The following is an 18,662-nucleotide window of genomic DNA, read 5'->3' as shown; positions in this document are numbered from 1 at the left end:
TAAATGAACTACGATGAAGTCAAAGAAATGGTGGCCTTGTTTAATCAATCGGGCAACCAAGAAATGCAACTTGAAACAAGTGATATCAAACTTTATTTAAATAAACGAGGCGTTCAAGATGTGCAACACGCACCTGTAGCGCCGTCAGTGCCACCCACAACGTCAATGACAAGTATGCCAACTGAGAGCACTGAAGCACCAATGGCTGTTGCTGATGACACAATTGCGATTGAAGCACCGCTGGTTGGGAGTATTTATTTACAACCAGCACCTGCTGATCCAGCTTTCGTGAAGGTTGGTCAAACGGTAGCGGTTGGCGATGTCGTTTGTGTGATTGAAGCCATGAAGATGATGACGGAAGTCAAAAGTACGGTGGCTGGGACAATTACTGAAATCCTCGTTCAAAACGAAGAATTAGTTGAATACCAACAACCACTATTTAAAGTGAAAGAAGGCTAAACCATGTTAGATAGTCAAGAAATCCAAGCGATTTTACCCCATCGTTATCCGATGTTATTAATCGATCGCGTATTGAGTTTCGAACCAGGTGAATTCGCGATTGCACGCAAAAACGTGTCAATCAACGAAGCGGTTTTCCAAGGCCATTTTCCAGGTAATCCAGTATTGCCAGGTGTTTTCATTTTAGAAGCCATGGCCCAAACTGGGGCAGTCGCTTTATTAACGCTTGACCAATTTAAAGGGCGGACAGCCTTTTTTGGTGGCGTTAAGTCGGCTAAATTCAGACGCGTGGTTCGCCCTGGCGACACACTTGAAATTAAAGTCACGCTTGAAAAATTAAAAGATCGGATTGGGGTCGGTAAAGCGATCGCAACGGTTGATGGTGAAAAAGCCTGTACCGCAGAATTAACATTTATTATCGAATAGGAGGCACCACGCGATGTTTAAGAAAGTATTAGTCGCTAATCGGGGCGAAATCGCGTTGCACATCATTCGGACGTTAAAAGAAATGGGCATTCCCTCTGTATCGGTTTATTCTAAAGCCGATAAAAGTAGTTTGCACGTTCAATTAGCGGACGAAGCGGTCTGCATCGGCGGTAATCGACCACAAGAATCCTATTTAAATATGCAAAACGTTTTATCCGCAGCGATTGGGACTGGTTGCGACGCGATTCATCCAGGTTATGGTTTTCTATCTGAAAACAGTCAATTTGCTGAAATGTGTGAAGCCTGTGGCGTGACGTTTATTGGCCCTTCTAGCCAAGTAATTGCGCAGATGGGGGATAAAAGTCGGGCCAAAACCAGTATGAAGGCGGCCGCTGTACCGTTGATTCCTGGGAGTGATGGCCCACTAAAAAGTCTTGCGGATGCTAAAATCGTCGCCGCTAAAGTCGGTTATCCCGTGATGATTAAAGCCGTCGCCGGTGGTGGTGGCAAAGGCATTCGCTTGGTTGACGATGAAAGCCAACTCGCTGACAGCTATGCGCAAGCACAATTAGAAGCAGCCGGTGCTTTTGGCAATGATCAATTGTACCTAGAAAAAATCATGCTGGACGTTAAACATATCGAAGTCCAAATTTTTAGAGATCACTTTGGCAATGCTGTCTACTTCCCAGAACGGGATTGTTCAATGCAACGCTTTAAACAAAAGGTGATTGAAGAAACGCCGTCGGCTTTATTAACGCCGGCTGAACGGGCTGAATTGGGCGCAATTGCACTCAAAGCAGCTGAACAAATTAATTATGAAAATACGGGAACCGTTGAATTTTTAATGGACCAAGATCATCAGTTCTATTTCCTAGAAATGAACACCCGAATTCAAGTTGAACATCCGGTAACCGAAATGGTGACGGGTGTCGATCTTGTCCGGGAACAAATTTTGGTGGCCGCGGGGGCACCATTATCATTTGATCAAGCTGCCGTTGAAACGCGTGGCTTTGCGCTTGAATGTCGTTTAAATGCTGAAGATCCGGACAATAACTTTGCCCCATCGGCTGGTACGGTGAACTATTTATACTTACCAACTGGTAACTTAGGTGTGCGCATCGATACGCATTTATTCAGTGGTTATGCAATTTCACCGTTTTACGATGCGATGATTGGCAAGTTAATTACTTGGGGCGCAACGCGAGAAATTGCGATTGCTAAAATGCATCGGGTGCTCAACGAGTTGATTGTCTCAGGGATTAAAACGAATGCACAGTTCCAACAAACGTTATTAGAAGATCCGGTCTTTTTAAGTAGCCAAGCTACGACGGATTATTTAACGTCACTAGCAACAGATTAAAAGGAGGGGCACCATGCAATTATTCAATGCCGTTCGTAATATCGGTAAAGCCCATCTTAAATATAATCAAGAAGCACGGCAAAAGGTGCCGGATGGTTTGTGGGTTGCCTGTCCTAAGTGTCAGCAATCGATTTATCATAAGGACCTTGGTTATTACCGGACTTGTCCGGTCTGTCAATATGGATTTCGGACGCGGGCTAAGGTTCGCCTAGATTGGTTGGTGGATAGTTTTGAACCAGCCGGCGATTTAGTGCAAACGCCTAATCCGCTCCATTTTCCCAAGTATCCGCAGAAATTGCGAAAAGCACAGCAAATTACCGGACTAGAAGATAGTATTTTGACCGGTGTGGCAACTATTAAACAACAAAAATTCGCATTAGGTATCATGGACCCTTATTTTATTATGGGAAGCATGGGCAGTGCGACTGGTGAAAAAATTACACGGCTCTTTGAACTGGCAACTGAAAAAGGCTTACCCGTAATTCTAATTGCGGCTTCTGGTGGTGCTCGGATGCAAGAAGGGATTTTTTCTTTGATGCAGATGGCTAAAACCTCAGCAGCTGTTAAACAGCATGCCGAACAAGGACTGTTGTACATTAGCTTATTAACCGATCCGACAACCGGTGGGGTAACAGCTAGTTTTGCAACGGAAGCCGATATTATTTTAGCTGAACCCAAAGCAGTGATTGGTTTTGCGGGCCGGCGCGTGATTGAACAGACGATGCACGAACAGATCGCACCGGATTTACAAGATGCCGAAACCGTCTTAAAAAATGGTTTTATTGATCAAATCGTAGCACGCCAGGACCAAAAAAAGGTACTTCATCAATTGTTGAAGTTACATGAAAGAGGGGCTCATTATTAATCGTCAAAAAAAGACAGCCGCTAAGATTGTCGCCGGCGCCCGTAGTAGTCAAAAAATAACGACACCGGCATTATTGGCCAACCTTTTTGATGATTTGATGATTCTCAAAGGCGACCGAGTCGGCGGCGAAGATCCAGCCATTATTGGTGGTATCGCGTTATTTAATAATCAACCGGTGACGGTGATTGCAACTAATAAAGGGACAACGCTTGAAGAACGTATGGCGTGTCACTTTGGTTGTCCTGAACCCGCCGGTTATCGCAAAGCATTACGGTTAATGAAGGAAGCGGAGAAATTCAAACGTCCGATTATCACTTTAGTGAATACCGCGGGGGCTTACCCCGGGGCGCATGCTGAAGCGACCGGTCAGGGAATGGCGATTGCCAATAATTTATATGAAATCAGTACCCTGAAAACACCGATGATCAGCGTAATCTTCGGTGAAGGGGGTTCAGGTGGTGCCTTGGCACTAGCCTGTGGAGACCAAGTTTGGATGACCACTGAGAGTATGTATTCAATTTTATCGCCAGAAGGGTTTGCTTCAATTTTATGGAAAGATAGCCAGCGTGCTGATGAAGCGGCGGCAATCATGCAATTGACACCACAATCTTTACAAGATGCCGGTGTAATTGAAGGGATTATTCAAGAAGAACCAGATGAACACCTTTTCTGTCAAAATATAACCACCGTCTTAACCGAACAATTAAATCAATTACAACAATTACCTGTCGAGACTTTATTGGCCAATCGACAAGCCAGATTTAGGCAATTTTAACGAAAAAAAGGAGTGTCAGAAACGTGTTAAATGGAAAGAAAATCCTAGTGATGGGCGTTGCTAATCAAAGAAGTATCGCGTGGGGATGTGCACAAGCAATTACACAAGCTGGTGGGGAGGTTATCTATACCTACCAAAACGATCGGATTAAGCATAGTTTGTCAAAATTTGTCCCCGAAACAAGCTTATTGGTTGAATGTGATGTCAGCGATGATGCTGCAATCGAACAAACCTTTGCTGAAATTAAAGCCAAAGTGGGGCAAATTGATGGAATCGTTCATGCGATTGCCTATGCCAACCGTGAAGAACTAGAAGGGATGGTTTATGAAACGTCTCGCTCAGGTTATTTGTTGGCACAAGAAATTAGTGCATACTCATTAATCGCAGTCGCTAAATATGGTCGTGATCTCTTAAAACCAAATGGTAGCATTGTAACAATGACTTACTTTGGTTCAGAACGCGCTGTTCCTAACTACAATGTGATGGGTATCGCCAAAGCATCATTAGAAGCCAGCGTTCGCTATTTAGCACGGGATTTAGGCGCTGATCAAATTCGCGTTAATGCCATTTCTGCAGGGGCCATCAAGACACTCGCAGTGACCGGGGTTAAAGATTTCCGTTCATTATTAGAAGAATCAGAAAAACGAACTGTTGATGGTCAATCAGTCACGATTGAAGAAGTTGGGAATGTCGCGGGGTTCTTACTCAGTGATATGGCAACCGGTGTGACTGGTGACATTATCTACGTTGACAAAGGCGTTCATTTACAATAGACTTAATGACAATCGAGACGGCGCAAATACAGCGGGTACTTTCCCCGGAACTACGCGATTTGCTCACCATCTTAGTTCATCAAGCACTACCATCAACCAATGCTTATTTGTTGCAACAGCCAATGCGTGATCAGCAATGGTCAGTTGTGGTAGCGCAACAACAAACACAGGGCCGCGGCCAAAGAGACCACCAATTTGTATCGCCGATTGGTGGTCTTTATTTAAGTCTTTTGATGCCCGTTCGAGATCCTGCGTGTTTTAATGCCTTTCAACAAACAGCTGCAGCGGGCGTTGCACTTGCCGAAACAATTCAAGCCTTGTTGCATTATGAAGTTCAGCTTAAATGGGTCAATGACGTCTATAATCGGCGGCAAAAATTAGCAGGTATTCTAACAGAGGGTTATCTGGACGTTACCGGTCGCTTAAGTGGTGTCGTGGTAGGGGTCGGGCTTAACTTTGCTTCAACGATTGAAACAGAACATATCGGTAACTTGCGGGCGCTAGTAGAAGCACAGCAAGTGACGATTAATCAATTTAGTGGTCAGTATCTCAATCGATTGTACGCACTTTTACAATTACCGGCCTTTGAATTAACACGACATTATCAGCGCTGGACCCCTTTGGTTGGTCGTAAGCTTCAATCGATTGCCGGACAACCGGTTAAAGGTCTAAGTGTTAGTGCACTCAAGCCAGATGGCACATTAATTTTAAGTAATCGACAAGTCGTGCAAATTGGGCAACAAGTCCGATTTGCGGATTAGTAAGCAGGAGGAATTATGATGTCAATGTCAGTTGCGCGCCGGTTAAGCTATATCGGTGTATGTCTAGCCTTATTAATTGTTTGTGCTCAGATTAGTATTCCGATTTGGATAGTTCCGATTACACTTCAAACGCTAGCTGTTGGGCTGATTGCCACAGTCTTACCATTACAGTTGAGTAGTGCAGTGATTGCAGCCTATTTATTGCTAGGTTTGGTTGGATTACCGGTCTTTGCTAATTTTGCGGGTGGGGCCAGCGTCATCGTTGGCCCGACAGGTGGTTATTTATTTGGTTTTATCATCTATATTGGCATTGTGCATTACGGTCTACGTTATTTTGGCCATTCACGGCGCGTGCTGTTTAGTGTTAACCTACTCGCCAGTCTCTGCCAGTTATTAATTGGTACGCTGTGGTTGAGAATTGCACTTCATTTAGGTTGGCAAGCCAGTTTCTTAACTGGTTTTGCACCTTATGTCCCAATTGAAATATTAAAAAGTGGGCTGATTGTAGCGGTGATTGCACGATTGCCACAACGCATTCAGCAGTTCCATTAATCATGAAGAAAGTCGCCGAATAAGGCGGCTTTTTTGATGGTCAAAAAAAGCAAGATTGCATAATATGCTATAATAAAACCGTTATCATATTCGAGTACGATGGGGGAGATTATATGAAAAAGCAAGGGGTATTATTTGGTGCAGCAGCACTCTTATTATTAGCAGGATGCAGTCAAAAGGTTGAAGGACCTAAGTCAACAGCCAAAAGCAGCAGTACGAGCCAACAAGTTAAAACGTCAAAAAAGGCGAAGAAAACAACAACTAGCTCGGCCAAAAAGGTGAGTCGCAAACAAGTAACACAAACGTCGTCTTCGGATAAGACAGTCTGGTCATCAGCCAAGTCACAAGCATTGAAGACCTATATGGCCAGTTTTAGTCAGTCAATGAACCAACGATACGTTGAATATGCGCCAGGACAAGATGGTGAATATTACGGTATTCAATTCCCTGATTATTTAGAAAAGGATAAAGTGGCTGTTGATGATCAACATGTTACAGCTACCTGGTCCGAAAACGGTGTTGGCCAAGCGGATTACCAAGTTGTGGGTATTTATTCGGATTATAATACTGCACCAAGTATGGGAGCGCATCTGTACCTATTTACAATTCATGATGGTCAGCCAGTTGTTTTAATCACGGAACAAACACAAGGCATGCCAGATAATTTGATGCACTTCAAAGAAACAGCCAATACTGACTTAAAACAAAACTTTGCGCAAATTGTCGGTGGTGGTTCGGCAGCGACGGCTAATACGACTAAAACACCGTCATCGACTGCCAACTATCAAGTATCATCAGAATTAGCTGGCACTTGGTATGGTTATAATGAGTATAGTAAGCAGCCGGAGCAGATTGATACGCTTGAAATAGCTGGAAATAAGCTGACACTGAATGGCGAAACGACTGAATTACATCAAGATAGTGAACGAACAAGTCAAGAGCGCGAACTATTGAGTGGTAAAGGTGATCCAAATCAAATAGATAAAAATAAAATGGACAATTGGGGTGTTATTAAAGAGTTTGATGTCGAGGGCCGTCACTGGCTCAATGTTCGTGGTTGGTATCAAAGTGCCGGGGATGGTAGTTATTACGGTGTTAAGAGCCGCAATATCGATGGGGAAACCATGCCTGTTTTAACGATTGCTGGTGGGGCTGGTATGTGGCCTAGTCAACATTTATATCCAACTAAGGCAGCTGCGTTATCAATGAAAGATACGAAATTTGATGACGAGCACAATCAAGAATAATTAAAAAATTCATCGGAATTGCGCAAGATTCAGCTTTCCTCTATAATAATTTGAAAAGAGGAGTGATGGAGATGTTTAAATCGCGTGATGAAAAGGTAGTGGCTTACGAAATGCTACTCAAGCAACAAGCAGCATTATTAGAAGGCGAGACAAATTTAATTGCTAATTTGGCTAATTCTTCAGCCTTGTTGAACCAAACGTTACCAGAAACGGTTTTTGCCGGTTATTATTTGTATCAAGATAATGAGTTAGTTTTAGGACCTTTTCAAGGCAATGTCTCATGTATGCACATTACAATGGGCAAAGGGGTTTGTGGTGAAGCTGCCGCTGAGCAAGCGACTGTGATTGTAACGGATGTGACGAAACATCAAAATTACATCGCCTGTGACTCAACGGCCCGTTCTGAAATCGTCGTACCAATGATGAAAGACGCGCGATTGATCGGTGTTTTAGATCTCGATAGCCGCGAAGTCGGCGCTTATGATGCAGTTGATCAAGAATACTTAGAACGTTTTGTTCAGTTGTTAATGCAAGCATAAAAAAACAAGGTCCCTTTTGGGGGCCTTGTTTTTAATTTCTAGAGTGTGGCGATTTGTTTTTTGAGGTGGTAACAAACTTGGGTCACAATCACAATTGCCAACAAGCGATCTAGATAATCAGTTCCGGCTTGAACAAGTGTGATGCTTGCAAATTGATTGAGGCCGAGACCACTGAGTAGTTGAACAATCATGCTAGAACCTGAAGACGTAATGCCGTGGAATAGGAAATACGTAATCAGTGAACTAACGACAGTGCCAGGTAAAGCAACGCCGATGGCAACTAACGGAATTTCACGTTTACTACGGTGATGTTGGTATAAAAACCAGCCTGCTAGTAAGCCGGTTAAAAGGCCATCTGGTAAATAGTATAGTGCGAATAAGTCAGTTGTAATGCCACTAAGAACGCTACTGGCAGTCGCCGTTAATGCGCCCGCTAAGGGACCTAGTAAGGCACCCGCAAGGATTGTCCCAATACTGTCGAGGTAAATCGGTAACCGTAAGACGAGCGCAATGTTACTACCAACGTAATTTAAGGCGATTGCCAAGGCGATAATTGTTAAGTGGCGTGTTTTAAATTTTTTCATTAAGGGTTGTTCCTATCTGAGTTTTTTTAAGTCCGTTTTAATCATTGAAGCCTGTGCATTTAAAACGACGGTCAAAAACTGTTCAAAGAAACGATTTGTATCTACCTCAGTTAAAATGAGGCTATTAATAGGACGGTGCCAAAAGTCGAAGCGGTCCACCAGTGTTTGGCCAATACTGATGCCGGTTGTTTCGACAGTGGTGTAGCTTTCAAAGCCCTGACAAAGTGTCGGGTCGATGAAATAGGCGACTGCGAGCGGATCATTAATGACACAGCCGATGATGTGTTCATATTGCCAGTGGAAATCAAAATAAAACTGCGTAATAGCGGTTAAATAGTTACCAACTTCAGGATTGATCCGCTGACAATAAGCTAACAAGGTGGGTGTGAAGACAATTTCGCGAGTGACATCTAAGCCAATCATTTCGATTTTCTGATTGAGGTGTTCATAGACTGCCAAAGCGGCCTCCGGATCACTCCAATAATTGAATTCCGCTACCGGTGAGCAATTACCATGACTTTTATAGGTGCCGCCCATCGAAACGAAGCGCGCACAGTTGGCCCCTAATTGGGGATTTAATGTTAGCGCGGTTGCAATGTTGGTCAGCGGTCCGAGTGCGATAATACTAATATCACAAGGTGCCTTAAAAGTCGTCGCTAAAAAATCGGCTGCCGATTGCTCAGCGGCCTTGGTAGTCGTTTGGCGGGGAATATGACTATCGCCCAAACCATCCATACCATGTGTATCTTGAGCACTAACAAAGGTCTTCTTGAGCGGCTGGACCGCACCAGCGTAGACCGGGATGTCCAGTCGACCGAGTCGCTCTAGACATTTAAAGGCATTGTCGACACCAATTTCGACGGGGATGTTGCCGCAAACAATCGTTAAAGCAACGACTTCTACTTCAGGCGATTGAATGGCCAAATTCAACGCGAGAGTGTCATCGATGCCTGGATCGCAATCAATAATAATTTTGCGAGTTTGCATTTATTTCTAACCTCCTTGAGATCCTTAGTTTTTTATTCTGGGAAGTTTCCGAACCAGTCCAAGCGGGGCTTAGGCGCTTGATTTCAAATGCACCATTTCATGATAACGTGTTGATAGCGTCCTGTAAATAGGGGGATTTAAGCCGGATTGAAAAAAATTAAATAACTTAGCAAATTTGAGTTGACATTAATTGTCAGACTTGGTATTATAATAAACGTTGTAAGATATTGATATGGAGAATTACCCAAGTCTGGCTGAAGGGAACGGTCTTGAAAACCGTCAGGTGGGTTCTGCCCACGCGAGAGTTCGAATCTCTCATTCTCCTTAATAAATAACAGATAAACACCTCATCGGATAATCGATGAGGTGTTTTTTTGTCGTTTAATAGCACAAATAAAAAAAGACCAGTCGATTGAAAAATCAATGACTGATCATTTTTTGAAAGACTCTAATTAAAAGCGATTATTTGTTGTATGTTGTGAAGCGGTCTTCAATCGTTGCGTATTCCTTAGCATCTGCTGGATTTTCGATTGAACCAAATGGCATTTGAGCGCGAAGTTTCCAGTTTGATGGGATGTTCCATTTAGCAGCAACAGCTTCGTCAATGACTGGGTTGTAATGTTGCAAGTTAGCACCGATATTTTGTTCAGCAAGTGCCATCCAAGTTGCGTATTGTGCCATACCGTTTGATTGTTCTGCCCAAACAGGGAAGTTGTCAGCGTATAATGGGACATTTTCTTGGAAGCCCTTGATAACATCTTGATCTTCGAAGAAAAGAATTGTGCCGACACCACCAGCAAATGATGCTAATTTAGCTTGTGTATTAGGGAAGTATTCAGCGGGTGTTAATGGTTTTAAAGCACTTGCTGTAATATCATTCCATAAAGTATTGTTGGCTTCACCGAATAAAATAACTGCACGTGAACCTTGACCGTTGAAAGCACTTGGTGTTTCTTTGATTGTTTTGAAGATTAATTCTGAAACTTCAGCTTCAGTTAAGTCGATGTTTTGACCTAAAGCATAGATTGAACGGCGTTGTTGTTGTAAATCGTATAAGTTTGTCATATTTAAAATACCCCTTTAGAAGTTAGTTTATTGATAACAGGTATTACTATAACATACTTACAAAAGATAAGTAAAGTGTTTTTGTAAGCCTTTTTCAAAATAATGACTTATTGTGCATTGAAAATTGTTTGCAATTTAATTGGCAAATCCTTATTTGGTACGGCTTCCCACGTCTTTATGAAACGTCCTTTAGCCTCTAATTTAAGATAATAATTTTCTTTGAGTTGTTTTGGCGCTTGGAAAACGATGCGATAATGAGTCCCATCTGCTCGATAGGCTTCTTGACGATAGACATAGTCACCATGTTCCCGAATAGTCCCGTAACGATTGGCCGTTTTAACATAGATCGCCTCTTTAGGAATTAAGAGATTGAAACGATCCCATTGTTGTGCGAGATTGCTATCTGGATTATCGGAGCGGGTTACTGCTGATCCGATAATTGGAACGCTAATCAATAATAAGATTAACGTGCTGATACTGATTAATAATTTTTTCATGATAAACCACCTTTTTAGTTGTTAATTCTAGTCTAGCAAGGATGATAGGCTCAAAACTCGGTCGGAGGCACGAGATCTTTTGGGTGGGACGAACATTTTTGTCACTTTCAGAAAGCGTTTTATCAATCTTAACGGTTTATGTCTGAGTTAGAATACTCTATAATAAGGAGCTATGAGCAGTTGTCTGTAGAAAGTAGGGTGACGATTAATTGAAACAAGTTCAAAATGTTATTCAGCAACTTACAGAAATTAGAACAGCACTAATGAATGGTGAAATTTATCAATCTGTACCAGAAAAAGTTTTAGCCGTCATGGACGGTGTTCAATATAAAACACGCCGCACGCACATTGTAATTCCAGATGATGCGGACGCCGCTTTGGCGCGTATTGCCGCAATTGACCAACAAATCAAAACGGACGGGAAAGCCGCGCAAATATCGGATGAAGCGTTGGATGATTTATTACGACATATGGCTAGTCCAGATGCACGTGTGAGAGATAAGGGCGTCTTTTATCTCTTTAATCGGTTGTTACGTCAAACCGTTTTAACGAAGGCCCAACTATTATGGGTTAAAGATCGTTTATTAAGCGATGACTATTTATTCGCCCATATTTTTGAGCCTGAAAACGATGGTGTTTTCTTGCGCTCATTTAGTGCAATGTTTTTAGCAGGCGTTTTATACGCTAACCGGACGTTTTATCACGTTTTAACAGAGGCCGAGTTAGTGGCGATTGAAATGCGCATTATGGCCTATACGGTCATTGAATTGGATTCAAGAGGGTATGTTGAAAACAAGGGTTGGGCGCACGCAATGACGCATATTATTAACGTCTGGTCTGAACTAAATGAAACGACCGAATTACAACGGGCGGATAAATTATTAATGCTAGTGGTCGTCATGCAAGCTTATCGATTCTCTGATAATGCATTAGCGTACGGTGAAGACAGTCATTTAACCAATGTGATTATCAATTTGATGAAGAAGAATCGCTTATATGTCGATTATTTCTTAATTGTGCTTCAAGAATGGCAACAGGCGATGTTAACCATCGCACCGGAAGAAAATGTTGCGTTTTGGAACCGCTGGTATAATCGTAATCGCTTTTTACAATCATTGTTAGTGCAACCAGAATTACCAGAAAAAATCGCGGATTATTTACGTAAAATTTCTGATTTATTTTAAGATGATGAGTGAGGATTAAAACAAGTATGACAGTTAAAGGTGTAATTTTTGATGTTGATGGGATCTTAGTTAACAGTGAACCGTATTATTTTGAACAACGCTTAACGTTTTTAAACGCAATTGGGGCTAAATTAACCGTTGAAGAAAGTCGCCGCCAAATCGGATCCAATATGAATGCTGTTTTAAAGCAGGTTTATCCGGATAGAACAGTGAATGAATATGCAATGATTAAAGAAGGGTATCGCTCATATAAGCGTAGACACCCGATTCGATTTGATGCCATTTTAAATCAGGATGCACAGCCGCTTTTAGCTGAGATTGCACCGAACTATCAAATCGGGCTTGCTTCAGCTGGTGAACGGCAAATTATTGAGCAGATGCTCGCTGAAACGAAACTAGCACCTTATTTTGAAACAATCGTCAGTGGTGCAGAGACAGCGCACAATAAACCGGCACCGGATGTTTATACAACTGCAATTGCACAATTGGGGTTAAAAAGTGATGAAGCAGTGGCCATCGAAGATTCTGAGTTTGGCATTAAGGCTGGTAAGGCGGCGGGATTAACCGTCATTGCTTTAAAACCGCTTGACAGTCAATTTAAAATTAACCAAGAAGAGGCTGACTATCGTGTTGAATCTTTAACCGAGGTACCGGCTATTCTGGCACAATTATCATAAAAGTATAATCTTGAACCTGAGATTATTTTTTAGTTAATTGGCTAAATAACGTATATTAATACCTGTTTATCGTATATAATGGTAGGCAGGTATTAAGTGTCAACGGGATTAAATAAGAATGTCACTGGGGAATTTGAAGATGATGAAGATATTAGGGGAAAACTTTAAACGAATCCGTAAGTCAAAAGGATTCACGCAAGCTGATTTAGCGCATGGTATTTGTACGCAAGCGACGGTTAGTCTCGTCGAACGTCGTAATCAGGTGCCGAGTACGAAAATCTTAATGCAGCTTTGTCAACGCTTGGAAGTCTCGGTCGATAAAATTATCGTCCAAGAAGAAGATCAATTACACGTTTTAATGCGTAAGTTACAAGATTTAGCAAATGATGATGAGTTTGAACAGGCCCATCAAGTGATTCAACAGATTCATAGCAATGAATTGGTTGAATCTGAAGATTTCAAACGTTATTACTACTATCAAGGACAGATTAGCTTGTTGTTACAAGATAGTCCGGATGATGCCCTCTTTTTCTTCCACCGGGCCTATGAACAGTATGTAACGTCAAGAACCGACACATACGGCGTTTTATGCATTATTGGCATGAGTTTGGCTAATGTGAAGAAGGGACAGTTAGATCGCGCGCAAAAGCAGGTTGATAAGGCGATTCGGATTATGGATAGCGAACCGGGCTTAATGATGATTGATTTTCCGAATCATCTGCGGATTTATGGCACCATCGCTGAAATTTTCTGTGCATTAGGGGCTTACCCGACAGCACGGCGTTATGTACAAGAAGCGATTCAAGATGCGTTAGACAAACATAGTTTGTATCTATTGGATTATCTCTACTTCGTTTTAGGCCAAATTGAAGTTCAACGCGAAAACGACCAAAAAGCATTGCAACATTTTCACGTTGCCCAAACACTTGCGCAAATTAGAAAGCATCCTTTAATTTTGACGCAAGCCAACGCACAAATTCAAAAATTGGCATAAAAAAAGCTGAGGACCTAGGTCCTCAGCTTTTTTAGTGCCATTAAATATCTTGGCCAATACTACTTTTTTTCTTATTGAGTGCATGTTTATTATCGAGATCTGTTCTAACCACTAAAACGTCGCAAACAGCTGTCCGCGTAACGTATTCCGTTACTGAACCGATTAATAATCGTTCCACCGCGTTTAGCCCTGTGGCACCAATCATAATTAAATCAATGTCTTTTTTCTCAGGGACTTCACGAGCGATGAGGCTCTTAGGTGCCCCATATTCGATACTGTAATCAACGTCGGTTAAGCCGAGGTCATTGGCAGTCACGATATATTCGTCCATTGTTTTTTTAGCTGTTTCAGTTACTTGTTCGACCATTGCTGAATCGAAACTTGAAATGTTTTGGAAAGCGCGTGTATCGATAACGTGAATCAAATGTAATTGACCGTTGTTTCTAAGGGCTACTTCAACTGCTTTTCTAAAAGCAAGTTCAGCTTCATAAGAACCATCAATTGCGACCAAAATATGTTTATATTGTTGTAACATAGTCATCACCTCATTTAGATTTACAAGCTTATTGTACGCTAATTCAAGAACAAAAGTAAAACTTAAAGACTAGAAGCAAAAGATAATGCAACAAATCCAGCGACTAAACTAGCTGCAATCACGGTGATTAAATTCCACGTGAGAGGGAGTGCTATAAAAATAACGAGGCCTAACACGGCAATTAATAAGAGTAACCAACCAGCAACTAGCATGCGACGACCTAAGCGACGGTTCTCAGCGAGGTTGAAAAGCAAAAATGATTTATTCTGGTAGTAACAAAGCACACCGCCTAATAGGGCAATGACTGCCAGAAATAAAATAAGCACAAAAGAAATCAAAAGAAAAACCTCCTAAAAATTGTCAACAAAAAAGGGCCAACGCAAACGTTAGCCCTGTCAAAGTCATTGGACTTTGGGAAATCTAGTGGTACCGTAGAAGCTTCCCGATAGTTGAGCCCGCTTTAATATGCAGGTGGGTCAGACTATTGTTAGACTTGGTTCCTTCATGAAAAAGTATACACTCGCTAACAACTCGTCCATCCCATTAACGAATTACTTGATCGGTCAACATAAGGTGGGAAGACGCGCATACCTTAGAAATCCTACTATTATAGTAGCATGCTTATGGGATTGGCGCAACTTATTTGTAACCGTTCACTTGTTGCGACTTGCTTGTCTGAGTCGTTCTAGTTGTTGCTTTAAAACTTGCTCGTATTTACCAGTTGCCTTGGCTTCGTAATAATGACTGCCTAAAAGCTTAGCGGGCAGGTAATCCTGTGCAACCCAATCATTGGGATAGTTATGCGGGTACTTGTAATCAACACCGTGGCCAAGCTTAGCAGCACCGGCGTAATGTGCGTCTTTTAAATGTGCGGGGACTTCACCGGCCTTACCGGCGCGAATGTCGCCTAACGCATTATCGATGGCTGTAATGGCTGAATCTGACTTAGGTGAAAGACAGAGATCAATCACGGCAACTGCTAGTGGAATGCGGGCCTCAGGAAAGCCCAATTGCTTGGCAGCTGTTACTGCTTCAACCGTGCGGGCGCAGGCTTGGGGATTAGCTAAACCAACGTCTTCATAGGCCATCGTCATCAAACGCCTACTGATAGATGGCAAATCACCAGCCTCAATTAAACGTCCCATGTAGTGTAAGGCAGCATCAACGTCGCTACCACGAACGGATTTTTGAAAGGCTGAGATAACGTCATAGTGCGCATCGCCATCTTTATCGTGGGTAATGGCCTTTCTTTGAACACACTCCTCAATCACAGCGATATCAATATCGATTAAGCCAGTTTCTGGGTTTTTAGGCGTCGAGCGGACGGCCAATTCTAGCGCGTTTAAAGCACTTCGAAGATCACCATTGGTGACTTGCGCGAGGTATTTTTCAGCCGTTTCATCGAGGTTAACGGGTTCATCACCCAAGCCTTTTTGCGGATCGGTTAAAGCGCGTTGAATGGCGACGTGAATATCCGCTTCATTAAGTGGATGAACTTCAAATATCTGGGTCCGACTCCGAATGGCGGGGTTGATTGTGATATAAGGATTTTCGGTGGTAGCCCCAATCAGAATAATTCGACCGCTTTCAAGATGGGGCAGTAAGAAATCCTGTTTTGTTTTATCGAGGCGATGAATTTCATCGAGTAATAAAATAACGGTACCGCTCATTTTAGCTTCTTCAGCGACAATTTGGAGATCCTTTTTACTATCTGTTGCGGCGTTCAGCATCCGAAAGGCGTATTGCGTGCTACCAGCAATGGCGCTGGCAATACTGGTTTTTCCGGTGCCGGGTGGGCCATAAAGAATCATTGACGAAAGTAGTTTAGCATCAACCATTCGTCGAATGATTTTTTGCGGACCCACCAAGTGCGTTTGACCCACAATTTCATCGATATTTGTGGGTCGCATACGATATGCGAGTGGTTGTTGCATAGCTGTCATCCTTTAAAATAATGTTTACTATTAGTATAACACGTGTCAAAAATTTAACGACGAACAAGCGTTTTAAAAACTGGTGTGGATGTGTATAATAAGGATACAACTTTGAATAAAAGAGGCCTCGATATGTCCAATCAACTATTTGAACAAATTCAACAATTACATTTATCTCCACTTTTAAATTGGGGGGCCTTCGGTATTGAAAAAGAAGGACACCGAGTGACAGCCACTGGACAATTAAGTCCGCTTAGTCATCCAAAAAGTTTGGGTTCTCGTGATTTTCATCCGTACATTAAAACTGATTTTGCTGAAATGCAGACGGAATTGGTTAGCGATACCTTCGATAATACCGACGAAATCATGCAACAACTAGGTGCCTTATCAGAAGTACTTGAGATGAATTTAGTCGAAGATGAATTGATTTGGCCCCTCAGTATGCCACCTGTATTACCAAGCGACGAAACGACGATTCCAATTGCAGACGTCGCACCAGATGCGCGTGCTTACCGTGATTACTTAGTCAATCGTTATGGTCGCCGGCTACAGATGATTTCGGGTGTCCATTTTAATTTTAGCCTGGCCCCAGCTTTAATCGCGCGCTTATACGATGAGGTCTATCATGATCAATTTGCAACGGTGAAAGATTTTAGCGATATGTTGTACTTACAAATCGCACAAAATTATAGCCAATATCGTTATCTATTAACTTATTTATTTGGTGCTAGTCCGATTACTGAAGCGCATTTTCAAACAGATACAACGAATTTGCCGGAGCATGCAGTTCGTAGTTTACGCTCGAGCCAACTCTTCGGTTATGCCAATCATGACTTAGTTGTCTCGTTTGAATCAGTTGCTGCGTATCACGATTCATTGGAACGGGCAATTAATAAAAAACAATTGATTTCAGAACGTGAATACTATGGTAGTGTTCGGCTACGTAGTCACGGGCATCTTGCCCAAGACGGTGTCGACTATCTTGAATTCCGCGGTTTTGATTTGAATCCATTCGCTGCAAGTGGTGTGACACAAGAACAACTTGATTTCTTACATCTGTTCTTTACGTACTTATTATCGTTACCTAAGGCTGCTAAAAACTTAACGGATCGCATGACAGAAGGGCAGCAGTTGAATGAAGCGATTGCGCTTGAAGATGCGACAAAGGTATCGGCACAACAAGCTAAGATGCAAATGTTGATGGCTAATATCCGGCAATTTATTACAACTTACCAACTGGACCAACGGTTTATTGATGCGTGGACGGTTATGAATGAACGAGTTAATGATTTCAAACAAACATTGAGTTATCGACTAGCCCAAGAAGTCCAAGACGATTCTCTAACCGCTTTTGCCATGCAACAAGCACGGCAATTTAAACGCGAATTAACCGAGAAACCATTCCAATTACAAGGTTATACGGATATGGAATTATCAACGCAAATGTTAATGCTAGATGCCTTTCAAAAGGGGCTCCACGTTGCCGTATTAGATCGCAGTGATCAATTTGTCGAGTTAACCTACCAACAACACCATGAGTTGGTGAAAAATGGCAATATGACCAGCCTCGACCGTTTAATCAGCTGGCCGTTAGTGGATAATAAAGTCGTTACCAAGATTGTCTTGGCTAACCAAGGTATTCGCGTCCCAGCTGGTGCTGAATATGCGGATTTACAAGTTGCTAAACGTGACTATCAAGCAGCCTTTGGGCAACGGGCGTTGGTGATTAAGCCTAAGACAAGTAACATGGGGGCTGGGATTACGACCTTTTTAACACGGCCGTCAGAAACTGATTTTGTTACAGCCTTTAAACTCGCACAACAATACGACCAACAGGTGTTAGTTGAAGAGTATATCGCCGGTTCAGAATACCGTTTCTTAGTCATGGATCATCAGGTGCAAGCCGTCTTGGAACGCGTACCTGCCAATGTTGTTGGCGATGGCCGTTCAACAATTACGCAATTGGTCGCTAAGAAAAATCGGAATGAGTTACGTGGTGAGGATCACCGCACACCACTTCAAAATATTCGCTTAGGCGCTCGCGAACAATTGATTTTGAAACAACAAGGTTACCAAGTCGATGATGTGCCAATGCGTGGGTCGCAGGTCTTCTTATTACAAAATTCCAATATTTCAAATGGTGGGGATTCCGTTGATGTGACGGATGATATCGATAAGAGCTATTTTGCAATTGCCGAAAAGGTTGCAGAAATTCTTAATCTGAATGTTGCCGGGATTGATATTATTATTCCTAATTTATATCAACCGTATGATCCTGAACATCCTGAAATGGCGGTGGTCTTAGAAGCCAACTACAATCCAGCGATGTTGATGCATCTTTTCCCAATGATGGGACAACAGCGCCGTGTGACAACTAAAATGTTAACGATGTTGTTCCCTGAAATGGCCTAATTTAAAAAAAATACAAAAAAGCCGTTGGCATTGCCA

General features: G+C 42.3%; 21 protein-coding genes, 1 tRNA gene and 1 riboswitch. Of the genes, 15 read left to right on the top strand and 7 right to left on the bottom strand.

Annotated elements, in window-relative coordinates; genetic code table 11:
- Window positions 1-3: 3 nt before the first annotated feature.
- From accB to ACPBEH_RS02280, 10 genes are all read left to right on the top strand, one after another.
- The gene (accB, locus tag ACPBEH_RS02325; RefSeq protein WP_011374524.1) at window positions 4-459 is read left to right on the top strand and encodes an acetyl-CoA carboxylase biotin carboxyl carrier protein; all 456 of its coding nucleotides are present in this window, start codon (window positions 4-6) and stop codon (window positions 457-459) included.
- Window positions 460-462: 3 nt separating this feature from the next.
- On the top strand, window positions 463-885 hold the full coding sequence (gene fabZ / locus ACPBEH_RS02320) for a 3-hydroxyacyl-ACP dehydratase FabZ (RefSeq protein ID WP_011374525.1): 423 nt from the start codon (window positions 463-465) through the stop codon (window positions 883-885).
- Between the two features lie 13 nt (window positions 886-898).
- Window positions 899-2,245, top strand: a complete 1,347-nt coding sequence (gene accC / locus ACPBEH_RS02315; RefSeq protein ID WP_424349572.1) for an acetyl-CoA carboxylase biotin carboxylase subunit — start codon at window positions 899-901, stop codon at window positions 2,243-2,245.
- 13 nt (window positions 2,246-2,258) lie between these two features.
- A complete protein-coding gene (locus tag ACPBEH_RS02310) occupies window positions 2,259-3,110 on the top strand; it encodes an acetyl-CoA carboxylase carboxyltransferase subunit beta (protein ID WP_424349571.1) in 852 nt (283 codons plus the stop codon).
- Window positions 3,088-3,885 (top strand): acetyl-CoA carboxylase carboxyltransferase subunit alpha, encoded by a 798-nt coding sequence (accA, locus tag ACPBEH_RS02305; RefSeq protein WP_011374528.1) that lies wholly within the window; start codon window positions 3,088-3,090, stop codon window positions 3,883-3,885. The genes ACPBEH_RS02310 and accA overlap by 23 nt, the downstream gene beginning before the upstream one ends.
- Before the next feature lie 23 nt (window positions 3,886-3,908).
- Window positions 3,909-4,658: an enoyl-ACP reductase FabI gene (gene fabI / locus ACPBEH_RS02300; protein ID WP_424349570.1), complete on the top strand. Its 750-nt coding sequence runs from the start codon at window positions 3,909-3,911 to the stop codon at window positions 4,656-4,658.
- Window positions 4,659-4,663: 5 nt separating this feature from the next.
- Window positions 4,664-5,419 carry a biotin--[acetyl-CoA-carboxylase] ligase gene (locus tag ACPBEH_RS02295; RefSeq protein ID WP_424349569.1) on the top strand — a complete coding sequence of 252 codons (756 nt, stop codon included), beginning with the start codon at window positions 4,664-4,666 and terminating at the stop codon, window positions 5,417-5,419.
- Between the two features lie 18 nt (window positions 5,420-5,437).
- Window positions 5,438-5,971 carry a biotin transporter BioY gene (locus ACPBEH_RS02290; protein ID WP_424349568.1) on the top strand — a complete coding sequence of 178 codons (534 nt, stop codon included), beginning with the start codon at window positions 5,438-5,440 and terminating at the stop codon, window positions 5,969-5,971.
- Between the two features lie 113 nt (window positions 5,972-6,084).
- Window positions 6,085-7,218 carry a DUF4767 domain-containing protein gene (locus ACPBEH_RS02285; protein ID WP_424349567.1) on the top strand — a complete coding sequence of 378 codons (1,134 nt, stop codon included), beginning with the start codon at window positions 6,085-6,087 and terminating at the stop codon, window positions 7,216-7,218.
- A gap of 71 nt (window positions 7,219-7,289) precedes the next feature.
- Complete coding sequence (locus ACPBEH_RS02280) at window positions 7,290-7,757, top strand: GAF domain-containing protein (protein ID WP_424349566.1); 468 nt, start codon at window positions 7,290-7,292, stop codon at window positions 7,755-7,757.
- A 38-nt stretch (window positions 7,758-7,795) separates the two neighbouring features.
- On the opposite strand, the gene ACPBEH_RS02275 is transcribed toward ACPBEH_RS02280, so the two are convergent.
- Both ACPBEH_RS02275 and ACPBEH_RS02270 read right to left on the bottom strand, forming a co-directional pair.
- Window positions 7,796-8,341: an ECF transporter S component gene (locus tag ACPBEH_RS02275; protein ID WP_424349565.1), complete on the bottom strand. Its 546-nt coding sequence runs from the start codon at window positions 8,339-8,341 to the stop codon at window positions 7,796-7,798.
- Between the two features lie 12 nt (window positions 8,342-8,353).
- Window positions 8,354-9,328 carry a nucleoside hydrolase gene (locus ACPBEH_RS02270; RefSeq protein WP_424349564.1) on the bottom strand — a complete coding sequence of 325 codons (975 nt, stop codon included), beginning with the start codon at window positions 9,326-9,328 and terminating at the stop codon, window positions 8,354-8,356.
- Window positions 9,329-9,346: 18 nt separating this feature from the next.
- Window positions 9,347-9,391, bottom strand: a riboswitch (PreQ1 riboswitch).
- Window positions 9,392-9,562: 171 nt separating this feature from the next.
- On the opposite strand from ACPBEH_RS02270, the gene ACPBEH_RS02265 reads away from it, so the two are divergent.
- A tRNA-Ser gene (locus tag ACPBEH_RS02265) sits at window positions 9,563-9,653 on the top strand.
- Between the two features lie 137 nt (window positions 9,654-9,790).
- Here ACPBEH_RS02265 and ACPBEH_RS02260 read toward each other — a convergent pair.
- Together ACPBEH_RS02260 and ACPBEH_RS02255 are read right to left on the bottom strand one after the other, a co-directional pair.
- On the bottom strand, window positions 9,791-10,393 hold the full coding sequence (locus ACPBEH_RS02260) for a nitroreductase family protein (protein ID WP_424349563.1): 603 nt from the start codon (window positions 10,391-10,393) through the stop codon (window positions 9,791-9,793).
- Window positions 10,394-10,500: 107 nt separating this feature from the next.
- A complete protein-coding gene (locus ACPBEH_RS02255; protein WP_424349562.1) occupies window positions 10,501-10,890 on the bottom strand; it encodes a YxeA family protein in 390 nt (129 codons plus the stop codon).
- Window positions 10,891-11,099: 209 nt separating this feature from the next.
- On the opposite strand from ACPBEH_RS02255, the gene ACPBEH_RS02250 reads away from it, so the two are divergent.
- From ACPBEH_RS02250 to ACPBEH_RS02240, 3 genes are all read left to right on the top strand, one after another.
- Entirely contained in the window at window positions 11,100-12,074 is a 975-nt protein-coding gene (locus tag ACPBEH_RS02250) for a DUF2785 domain-containing protein (RefSeq protein WP_424349561.1), read from the top strand.
- A gap of 26 nt (window positions 12,075-12,100) precedes the next feature.
- On the top strand, window positions 12,101-12,751 hold the full coding sequence (locus tag ACPBEH_RS02245; protein ID WP_424349560.1) for an HAD family hydrolase: 651 nt from the start codon (window positions 12,101-12,103) through the stop codon (window positions 12,749-12,751).
- 139 nt (window positions 12,752-12,890) lie between these two features.
- Window positions 12,891-13,745, top strand: a complete 855-nt coding sequence (locus ACPBEH_RS02240; RefSeq protein WP_424349559.1) for a helix-turn-helix domain-containing protein — start codon at window positions 12,891-12,893, stop codon at window positions 13,743-13,745.
- Window positions 13,746-13,785: 40 nt separating this feature from the next.
- On the opposite strand, the gene ACPBEH_RS02235 is transcribed toward ACPBEH_RS02240, so the two are convergent.
- The 3 genes from ACPBEH_RS02235 to ACPBEH_RS02225 form a co-directional block, all read right to left on the bottom strand.
- Entirely contained in the window at window positions 13,786-14,280 is a 495-nt protein-coding gene (locus ACPBEH_RS02235) for a universal stress protein (RefSeq protein ID WP_011374541.1), read from the bottom strand.
- 62 nt (window positions 14,281-14,342) lie between these two features.
- Window positions 14,343-14,618 (bottom strand): hypothetical protein, encoded by a 276-nt coding sequence (locus ACPBEH_RS02230; protein WP_424349558.1) that lies wholly within the window; start codon window positions 14,616-14,618, stop codon window positions 14,343-14,345.
- Window positions 14,619-14,933: 315 nt separating this feature from the next.
- Window positions 14,934-16,214, bottom strand: coding sequence for a replication-associated recombination protein A (locus ACPBEH_RS02225; protein ID WP_424349557.1), 1,281 nt, complete (start codon window positions 16,212-16,214; stop codon window positions 14,934-14,936).
- A gap of 132 nt (window positions 16,215-16,346) precedes the next feature.
- On the opposite strand from ACPBEH_RS02225, the gene gshAB reads away from it, so the two are divergent.
- A complete protein-coding gene (gshAB, locus tag ACPBEH_RS02220) occupies window positions 16,347-18,626 on the top strand; it encodes a bifunctional glutamate--cysteine ligase GshA/glutathione synthetase GshB (protein WP_424349556.1) in 2,280 nt (759 codons plus the stop codon).
- The last annotated feature ends 36 nt before the right edge of the window (window positions 18,627-18,662 follow it).

Source organism: Latilactobacillus parasakei, assembly GCF_049674265.1.
GTDB classification, from domain to species: Bacteria; Bacillota; Bacilli; order Lactobacillales; family Lactobacillaceae; genus Latilactobacillus; species Latilactobacillus sakei.
Note: the sequence above shows the minus strand (reverse complement) of the source record. Positions and strands in the feature narration are given on the sequence as shown.

Excerpts from the sequence above, each read along its gene's own strand:
- accB (WP_011374524.1), top strand. The coding sequence starts at position 4 with ATGAACTACGATGAAGTCAAAGAAATGGTGGCCTTGTTTAATCAATCG.
- fabZ (WP_011374525.1), top strand. The coding sequence starts at position 463 with ATGTTAGATAGTCAAGAAATCCAAGCGATTTTACCCCATCGTTATCCG.
- accC (WP_424349572.1), top strand. The coding sequence starts at position 899 with ATGTTTAAGAAAGTATTAGTCGCTAATCGGGGCGAAATCGCGTTGCAC.
- ACPBEH_RS02310 (WP_424349571.1), top strand. The coding sequence starts at position 2,259 with ATGCAATTATTCAATGCCGTTCGTAATATCGGTAAAGCCCATCTTAAA.
- accA (WP_011374528.1), top strand. The coding sequence starts at position 3,088 with ATGAAAGAGGGGCTCATTATTAATCGTCAAAAAAAGACAGCCGCTAAG.
- ACPBEH_RS02295 (WP_424349569.1), top strand. The coding sequence starts at position 4,664 with ATGACAATCGAGACGGCGCAAATACAGCGGGTACTTTCCCCGGAACTA.
- ACPBEH_RS02290 (WP_424349568.1), top strand. The coding sequence starts at position 5,438 with ATGTCAATGTCAGTTGCGCGCCGGTTAAGCTATATCGGTGTATGTCTA.
- ACPBEH_RS02285 (WP_424349567.1), top strand. The coding sequence starts at position 6,085 with ATGAAAAAGCAAGGGGTATTATTTGGTGCAGCAGCACTCTTATTATTA.
- ACPBEH_RS02280 (WP_424349566.1), top strand. The coding sequence starts at position 7,290 with ATGTTTAAATCGCGTGATGAAAAGGTAGTGGCTTACGAAATGCTACTC.
- ACPBEH_RS02275 (WP_424349565.1), bottom strand. The coding sequence starts at position 8,341 with ATGAAAAAATTTAAAACACGCCACTTAACAATTATCGCCTTGGCAATC.
- ACPBEH_RS02270 (WP_424349564.1), bottom strand. The coding sequence starts at position 9,328 with ATGCAAACTCGCAAAATTATTATTGATTGCGATCCAGGCATCGATGAC.
- ACPBEH_RS02260 (WP_424349563.1), bottom strand. The coding sequence starts at position 10,393 with ATGACAAACTTATACGATTTACAACAACAACGCCGTTCAATCTATGCT.
- ACPBEH_RS02255 (WP_424349562.1), bottom strand. The coding sequence starts at position 10,890 with ATGAAAAAATTATTAATCAGTATCAGCACGTTAATCTTATTATTGATT.
- ACPBEH_RS02245 (WP_424349560.1), top strand. The coding sequence starts at position 12,101 with ATGACAGTTAAAGGTGTAATTTTTGATGTTGATGGGATCTTAGTTAAC.
- ACPBEH_RS02240 (WP_424349559.1), top strand. The coding sequence starts at position 12,891 with ATGATGAAGATATTAGGGGAAAACTTTAAACGAATCCGTAAGTCAAAA.
- ACPBEH_RS02235 (WP_011374541.1), bottom strand. The coding sequence starts at position 14,280 with ATGTTACAACAATATAAACATATTTTGGTCGCAATTGATGGTTCTTAT.
- ACPBEH_RS02225 (WP_424349557.1), bottom strand. The coding sequence starts at position 16,214 with ATGCAACAACCACTCGCATATCGTATGCGACCCACAAATATCGATGAA.
- gshAB (WP_424349556.1), top strand. The coding sequence starts at position 16,347 with ATGTCCAATCAACTATTTGAACAAATTCAACAATTACATTTATCTCCA.